Here is a 7557-nt window from a genome sequence, read left to right as displayed (position 1 = left end):
ACCCGGCGGCCTGTGTGCCGTTGTTCCGTGTCAGTGGAGGCGCATTATAGGGAGTTATTCCGGCCTGACAAGGGGAAATTAGAAAAAACTTATCAACCGTTCGTTTTTTGGACGTTTTGCATATCACCCTTTTATTTTTGCCTGGTTTTTAAACAAAAACGAGCCCGAATGGGCCCGTTTTTTATTATTTGTGACTTACTGCACTGCCACAATGCGATCGTCATTCGCCTCCAGACGAATCGCTTTACCCGGAATCAGCTCACCAGACAAGATTTGCTGCGCCAGCGGGTTTTCAATCTGCTGCTGAATTGCACGTTTCAATGGACGCGCCCCGTAAACCGGATCGTAACCATTCGCGCTCAGCAATTTCAGCGCATCATCAGAGATATGGATTTCATACCCGCGCTCTTCCAGACGTTTGTACAGACGCTGCAACTGGATCTGTGCAATAGAAGCGATATGTTTTTCACCCAACGGATGGAATACCACGACCTCATCTATACGGTTAATGAATTCCGGGCGGAAGTTGTGGCTGACCACACCAAGCACCAGTTCTTTCATATGGCCGTAATCCAGCTCACCGAAACGCTCCTGGATCAGATCGGAACCGAGGTTTGAGGTCATAATGACAACCGTGTTGCGGAAGTCGACCGTTCTCCCTTGCCCGTCCGTCAGACGGCCATCATCCAACACCTGCAACAGAATGTTGAATACATCAGGATGCGCTTTCTCAACTTCGTCCAGCAGTATGACGGAATAAGGACGACGACGTACCGCTTCCGTCAGATAACCGCCCTCTTCATAACCCACATATCCCGGAGGCGCGCCAACCAGACGAGACACGGAGTGTTTTTCCATGAACTCAGACATGTCGATACGCACCATCGCGTCATCGCTATCAAACATAAAGTTTGCCAGCGCCTTGCACAGTTCGGTTTTACCCACCCCGGTCGGCCCAAGGAACAGGAACGAACCAATTGGACGATTCGGGTCGGCCAGTCCCGCACGGCTACGGCGAATGGCATTCGATACCGCTTCAACGGCCTCGTTCTGCCCAATCACGCGGCTGTGTAATTCCTGCTCCATACGCAGCAGTTTTTCACGTTCGCCTTCAAGCATTCTGGCAACCGGAATCCCCGTCCACCGCGCCAGCACTTCAGCAATTTCCGCATCCGTCACTTTATTGCGTAACAGACGCATGGTTTTACCTTCAGATTGAGTCGCTGCTTCCAGCTGTTTTTCCAGCTCAGGGATCTTGCCGTACTGAAGTTCAGACATCCGCGCCAGATCGCCCACACGACGCGCCTGTTCGATGGCGATCTTCGCCTGCTCCAGTTCGGCCTTAATGGTCTGCGTACCGGACAGAGAGGCTTTCTCTGCTTTCCACTCTTCTTCTAATTCAGAGTACTGGCGTTCTTTGTCATCCAGTTCCTCGTTGAGCATATCGAGGCGTTTTTTGCTCGCCTCATCAGACTCTTTCATTAACGCCTGCTGTTCCAGCTTGAGCTGAATAATACGGCGGTCGAGCCTGTCCAGTTCTTCCGGCTTGGAGTCAATCTGCATACGGATGCTGGATGCCGCTTCATCGATCAGGTCGATGGCTTTATCCGGCAACTGGCGATCGGAAATGTAGCGGTGAGATAAGGTTGCCGCCGCCACAATCGCCGGGTCAGTAATCTGCACATGGTGGTGCAGCTCATAACGTTCTTTAAGACCACGCAGAATAGCGATGGTATCTTCCACAGACGGTTCCGCGACGAACACTTTCTGGAAACGACGTTCCAGCGCCGCATCTTTTTCGATGTACTGGCGATATTCGTCCAGCGTTGTGGCGCCCACACAGTGCAGTTCCCCACGCGCCAGCGCCGGTTTCAGCATGTTTCCGGCATCCATTGCGCCATCGGCTTTACCCGCGCCGACCATCGTGTGTAATTCATCGATAAACAGGATGACGTTGCCTTCCTGTTTGGCGAGATCGTTCAGCACGCCTTTCAGACGCTCTTCAAACTCACCGCGATACTTCGCCCCGGCCACCAGCGCGCCCATATCCAGCGCCAGTACGCGACGGCCTTTCAGCCCTTCCGGCACTTCGCCATTAATGATTCGCTGCGCCAGCCCTTCGACAATCGCCGTTTTACCGACCCCCGGTTCACCAATTAATACCGGGTTGTTTTTAGTACGGCGTTGCAGTACCTGAATGGTACGGCGAATTTCTTCATCACGACCAATCACCGGATCGAGCTTGCCCTGCTCCGCGCGCTCGGTCAGGTCGACGGTATATTTTTGCAAGGCCTGACGTTGGTCTTCAGCCCCTTGATCGTTCACGCTTTCACCTCCGCGCATTTGTTCAACTGCCTGAGTGATATTGGCGGTGGTCGCCCCGGCCGATTTCAGTAGGTCGGTCAGCGTGCCGCGAGACTCAAGCGCAGCCAGAACGAACAGTTCCGACGAAATAAAGTTGTCCCCACGTTTTTGCGCCAGCTTGTCGCAAAGATTCAGTACACGCACCAGATCCTGAGACGGCTGTACGTCGCCGCCGGTGCCTTCCACCTGCGGCAAACGGCTCAGCGCCTGATCAATACTCGTGCGTAACTGGCCAGCATTAATGCCAGCGGACGTTAATAAAGGACGTACCGATCCCCCTTCCTGATTCAGTAAGGCGCTCATTAAATGAAGAGGTTCGATGAATTGGTTGTCGTGCCCCAGTGCAAGCGACTGGGCATCGGCAAGAGCAAGCTGGAATTTATTAGTAAGACGATCCAGACGCATAACTCCTCCCATAACAGGTCAAAATTGCTACTGGAGATTAAATGAGGTCATCCCTCAATTATTCAAGGTGAATGACCTGAATTATGTGAAAAGAAAATTACACGTACCGGATCGTCTTGATTCTTTAGGTTATATCAGCCAAATAAAACTTGCCATACGACCTGTGATCTTGTCGCGACGATAAGAGAAGAAAGTCTCACTTTCGCTGTAAGTACAGCGATCGCCGCCATAGACGCTTTCAACTCCCACATTCGCCAGACGTTGACGCGCAAGCTGATAAATATCCGCCAGATATTTTTCGCCGCGCACCTGAAATGCGCTGCTCGCCTTCGCATCTTTTGCGATAAACGCGTCACGCACTTCAGCCCCCACTTCAAAAGCAGCAGGGCCAATAGCCGGACCCAGCCAGGCGATAATGTTTTCAGGTTTATCGGCAAAGCAGGCGACCGTCTCTTCCAGCACACCTTCACATAATCCGCGCCAGCCCGCATGAGCCGCCGCCACTTCCGTTCCCGCGCGATTACAAAACAACACGGGCAAACAGTCCGCCGTCATCACCGCGCAAACGGTGCCGGGGGTATTGCTGTACGACGCATCCGCACGTTTGGATGCATAAGGCTCGCCGGTGAGTTTCAGCACGTCCTTGCCATGCACCTGTTCAAGCCAGACGGGTTTTGACGGCAAATTGCCCGCAGCAAAGAGTCTCTTGCGATTCTCTTCCACATGTTCCGGGTTATCGCCGCAATGGGCGCCCAGGTTCAGAGAATCGTAAGGCGATAAGCTGACACCGCCTGTACGTACAGAACTACAGGCTGCAACCCCCTCCGGGATTGGCCACTGCGGAACAATTAGCTTACTCATAGCCAGTCTACATCATCCTTATGTTCTTCAAAGTCAGCGCGCATCACGTCAATCAGCTCCACCATATCCTGCGGAATCGGCGCATGCCACTCCATTTCAATACCGGAAATCGGATGGTAAAGACGCAGCATCGTCGCGTGCAGCGCCTGGCGATCAAACTGACGCAACGTGGAGATAAACGCTTCCGATGCCCCCTTCGGTGGACGCGGACGACCGCCATACACCTGATCGCCCACCAGCGGATGCGTGATATGCGCCATGTGCACGCGGATCTGGTGCGTACGTCCGGTTTCCAGACGCAACCGCAGACGCGTATGCACACGGAAATGTTCCATGATGCGGTAGTGAGTCACCGCCGGTTTCCCCATTGGATGCACTGACATATGGGTTCGTTTGGTCGGGTGACGGCTGATCGGTTCATCTACCGTACCGCCCGCCGTCATATGTCCGATCGCGACCGCTTCATACTCACGGGTGATTTCACGCAGTTGCAAAGACTCCACCAGTCGCGTTTGCGCCGGAACCGTTTTCGCCACCACCATCAGACCTGTGGTGTCTTTATCCAGACGATGCACAATACCCGCGCGCGGTACGTCAGCAATCGGCGGGTAGTAATGCAACAGCGCGTTCAGTACCGTACCATCGGGATTACCGGCGCCAGGGTGAACCACTAAATCGCGCGGTTTGTTGATGACAAGGATATCGTCATCTTCGTAGACGATATCCAGCGGGATATCCTGCGGCTCAAAGCGGAGCTCTTCGTCGATTTCCGCGTTAATGGAAACCTGTTCGCCGCCCAATACTTTTTCTTTCGGTTTATCGCAAAGTTTACCGTTGACCAGCACGCGCCGATCGAGAATCCATTCTTTTATGCGCGAACGTGAATAATCCGGGAACATTTCGGCCAAAGCCTGATCTAAGCGTTGACCGAGTTGGTTTTCGGATACCGTTGCGGTGAGTTGTACTCGTTGTGCCATATACAGCTTCTTCGTTTAACGTTGGGTTTTACGGCTTTGCCGTTTAATATAGTGTGCTATTGTAGCTGGTCTTAACCGGGAGCAGGAACAGAGAATCTCCCGTAAAACATTTTGAGGAAAGTCAAAACGTCATGACGCGCATGAAATATCTGGTGGCAGCAGCCACGTTGAGCCTGTTTTTGGCGGGTTGCTCTGGTTCAAAGGAAGAGGTGCCCGATAATCCGCCTAACGAAATCTACGCGACTGCCCAGCAAAAGCTGCAGGACGGTAACTGGAAACAGGCAATAACGCAATTGGAAGCGTTGGATAACCGTTATCCATTTGGACCGTATTCTCAGCAGGTGCAGTTGGATCTGATCTACGCCTACTACAAAAACGCCGATCTGCCGTTAGCTCAGGCCGCCATCGATCGTTTTATTCGCCTCAATCCGACGCACCCGAATATTGATTATGTCATGTATATGCGCGGTCTGACCAATATGGCGCTGGATGACAGCGCGCTGCAAGGTTTCTTCGGCGTCGATCGTAGCGATCGCGATCCGCAGCACGCCCGAGCTGCATTCAATGATTTCTCAAAGCTGGTGCGTAGCTATCCGAACAGCCAGTACACGACCGACGCCACCAAACGTCTGGTCTTCCTGAAAGATCGTCTGGCGAAGTATGAATACTCCGTTGCCGACTACTACACCGCTCGCGGCGCATGGGTTGCCGTGGTAAACCGTGTGGAAGGTATGCTGCGCGACTTCCCGGATACGCAGGCGACGCGCGACGCTCTGCCGCTGATGGAAAACGCTTATCGTCAGATGCAGATGACGACTCAGGCTGACAAAGTGGCGAAAATTATCGCCGCCAATGGTCGCAACACCTGATTGCGTACTGAACGCAAAACGGCAGCCCGAAGGCTGCCGTTTTTTTATCCATTTTACGCTGTTGCTGAAGCGGTTTCAGTACAACGCATCCCGTCAAATATGGCCCCCTTTCAGCTATTCCTCAAGTAAAAAATCCGTTGTTCCTGCGATAACTCACAAAAAGGCTTCCTTGACAAAAAGTGACAAAATAATGTGATTTAAATCACGCTTTTTGACATTGGGAACGGTATGCTGGAATCACCAAGACGGGAAAGACAAGAGGTAAAATTTATGACAATGAACATTACCAGTAAACAAATGGAAATTACTCCGGCAATACGCCAGCATGTCGCAGACCGTCTCGCCAAACTAGAAAAATGGCAAACTCACCTGATTAATCCACATATCATTCTGTCTAAGGAGCCACAGGGTTTCATCGCTGATGCCACCATCAATACCCCGAACGGACATCTGGTCGCCAGCGCAAAACACGAAGATATGTACGCCGCCATTAACGATTTGATCAACAAGCTGGAACGGCAGCTCAATAAAGTGCAGCACAAAGGCGAAGCCCGTCGTGCCACAACTTCAGTAAAAGACGCCAACTTCGTCGAAGCAGAAGAAGAGTAGTCCCTTACATTGAGTGTATCGCCAACGCGCCTTCGGGCGCGTTTTTTGTTGACAGGATTAAAACAGTACGGGTACTTTACTGAAGTCGCTCAAGGAAACTGACATGAAACTTATCCCGTTCTTCTTCGCATTCTTTTTTACCTTCCCCTGAATGGGAGGCGTTTCGTCGTGTGAAAAAGAATGCGAAGACGAACAATAAGGCCTCCCACACGGGAGGCCTTTTTTATTGATAACAAGAAAGGCAACACTATGACATCGGAAAACCCGTTACTGGCGCTGCGAGAGAAAATAAGCGCTCTGGATGTAAAATTACTGGCCTTACTGGCGGAGCGTCGTGAACTGGCCGTTGAAGTCGGGAAAGCGAAGCTGCTTTCTCATCGCCCGGTGCGTGATATCGACCGCGAGCGCGACCTGCTGGACAGGCTGATCGCGCTTGGCAAAACCCATCATCTGGACGCGCACTATATTACTCGCCTGTTCCAGCTCATCATTGAAGATTCCGTCCTTACCCAGCAGGCGCTGTTGCAGCAACATCTGAACAAAATTAACCCGCATTCAGCGCGTATTGCCTTTCTTGGACCAAAAGGGTCGTACTCGCACCTCGCTGCGCGTCAGTATGCCGCCCGCCACTTTGAACAGTTTATTGAAAGCGGCTGCGCAAAATTCGCTGATATCTTTAATCAGGTCGAAACCGGGCAAGCGGACTACGCCGTCGTGCCGATTGAGAACACCAGTTCAGGCGCGATCAACGACGTCTACGATCTGTTGCAGCACACCAGCCTCTCTATCGTGGGCGAGATGACCATTACCATCGACCATTGCGTGCTGGTTTCAGGGACGACCGATTTAAACACCATTGAGACGGTCTACAGCCACCCGCAGCCGTTCCAGCAGTGCAGTAAATTCCTTAACCGCTATCCGCACTGGAAGATTGAGTACACTGAAAGCACCTCTGCGGCGATGGAAAAAGTGGCGCAGGCGAACTCTCCACGCGTGGCGGCACTGGGTAGCGAAGCCGGTGGCGTGCTGCATGGGCTACAGGTGCTGGAACGAATCGAAGCCAACCAGACGCAGAATATTACCCGTTTCGTGGTGCTGGCGCGCAAAGCCGTCAATGTTTCCGACCAGGTCCCGGCGAAAACCACGCTGCTGATCGCCACGGGTCAACAGGCAGGTGCGCTGGTTGAGGCGCTGCTGGTGCTGCGCAATCACAACCTGATCATGACCAAACTGGAGTCCCGTCCGATTCACGGCAACCCGTGGGAAGAGATGTTTTATCTCGATATCCAGGCCAACCTGGAATCACCGGAGATGAAAAAAGCGCTGAAAGAGTTGGGGGAAATTACCCGCTCAATGAAGGTACTGGGCTGCTACCCCAGCGAGAACGTTGTGCCTGTCGATCCGAACTAACTGTTTGATAATGCCGGATGGCGCTACGCTTATCCGGCCTACGATTCATGCAATTTTGTAGG

7 protein-coding genes and 1 other annotated feature are annotated in these 7557 nt (G+C 52.5%); of the genes, 4 read left to right on the top strand and 3 right to left on the bottom strand.

Annotation, left to right across the window (positions count from 1 at the left end; all coding sequences use genetic code 11):
* Positions 1-195: 195 nt before the first annotated feature.
* From clpB to rluD, 3 genes are all read right to left on the bottom strand, one after another.
* The gene (gene clpB, locus OGX80_RS16185; RefSeq protein ID WP_024130844.1) at positions 196-2769 is read right to left on the bottom strand and encodes an ATP-dependent chaperone ClpB; all 2574 of its coding nucleotides are present in this window, start codon (positions 2767-2769) and stop codon (positions 196-198) included.
* 129 nt (positions 2770-2898) lie between these two features.
* A complete protein-coding gene (yfiH, locus tag OGX80_RS16180; protein ID WP_115181272.1) occupies positions 2899-3630 on the bottom strand; it encodes a purine nucleoside phosphorylase YfiH in 732 nt (243 codons plus the stop codon).
* Positions 3627-4607 carry a 23S rRNA pseudouridine(1911/1915/1917) synthase RluD gene (gene rluD, locus OGX80_RS16175; RefSeq protein ID WP_049011862.1) on the bottom strand — a complete coding sequence of 327 codons (981 nt, stop codon included), beginning with the start codon at positions 4605-4607 and terminating at the stop codon, positions 3627-3629. The genes yfiH and rluD overlap by 4 nt, the downstream gene beginning before the upstream one ends.
* 131 nt (positions 4608-4738) lie before the next feature.
* Here rluD and bamD point away from each other — a divergent pair, with 131 nt between their 5' ends.
* The 4 genes from bamD (at position 4739) to pheA (ending at position 7495) form a co-directional block, all read left to right on the top strand.
* The gene (bamD, locus tag OGX80_RS16170; protein WP_012134683.1) at positions 4739-5476 is read left to right on the top strand and encodes an outer membrane protein assembly factor BamD; all 738 of its coding nucleotides are present in this window, start codon (positions 4739-4741) and stop codon (positions 5474-5476) included.
* 270 nt (positions 5477-5746) lie between these two features.
* A complete protein-coding gene (gene raiA / locus OGX80_RS16165) occupies positions 5747-6085 on the top strand; it encodes a ribosome-associated translation inhibitor RaiA (RefSeq protein ID WP_024130845.1) in 339 nt (112 codons plus the stop codon).
* A gap of 102 nt (positions 6086-6187) precedes the next feature.
* Positions 6188-6312: a sequence feature (Phe leader region), on the top strand.
* Positions 6189-6236 (top strand): pheA operon leader peptide PheL, encoded by a 48-nt coding sequence (pheL, locus tag OGX80_RS16160; RefSeq protein ID WP_101706155.1) that lies wholly within the window; start codon positions 6189-6191, stop codon positions 6234-6236. Its footprint overlaps the feature before it by 48 nt.
* Positions 6313-6334: 22 nt before the next feature.
* The gene (gene pheA, locus OGX80_RS16155) at positions 6335-7495 is read left to right on the top strand and encodes a bifunctional chorismate mutase/prephenate dehydratase (protein WP_047461896.1); all 1161 of its coding nucleotides are present in this window, start codon (positions 6335-6337) and stop codon (positions 7493-7495) included.
* Positions 7496-7557 lie beyond the last annotated feature (62 nt).

Source organism: Citrobacter sp. CK194, from assembly GCF_030333395.1.
GTDB lineage: Bacteria > Pseudomonadota > Gammaproteobacteria > Enterobacterales > Enterobacteriaceae > Citrobacter_B > Citrobacter_B koseri.
This window is presented reverse-complemented; position numbering and strand designations above follow the sequence as displayed.

Coding starts and splice junctions, on each gene's coding strand:
- clpB (WP_024130844.1), bottom strand. CDS start 2,769: ATGCGTCTGGATCGTCTTACTAATAAATTCCAGCTTGCTCTTGCCGAT.
- yfiH (WP_115181272.1), bottom strand. CDS start 3,630: ATGAGTAAGCTAATTGTTCCGCAGTGGCCAATCCCGGAGGGGGTTGCA.
- rluD (WP_049011862.1), bottom strand. CDS start 4,607: ATGGCACAACGAGTACAACTCACCGCAACGGTATCCGAAAACCAACTC.
- bamD (WP_012134683.1), top strand. CDS start 4,739: ATGACGCGCATGAAATATCTGGTGGCAGCAGCCACGTTGAGCCTGTTT.
- raiA (WP_024130845.1), top strand. CDS start 5,747: ATGACAATGAACATTACCAGTAAACAAATGGAAATTACTCCGGCAATA.
- pheA (WP_047461896.1), top strand. CDS start 6,335: ATGACATCGGAAAACCCGTTACTGGCGCTGCGAGAGAAAATAAGCGCT.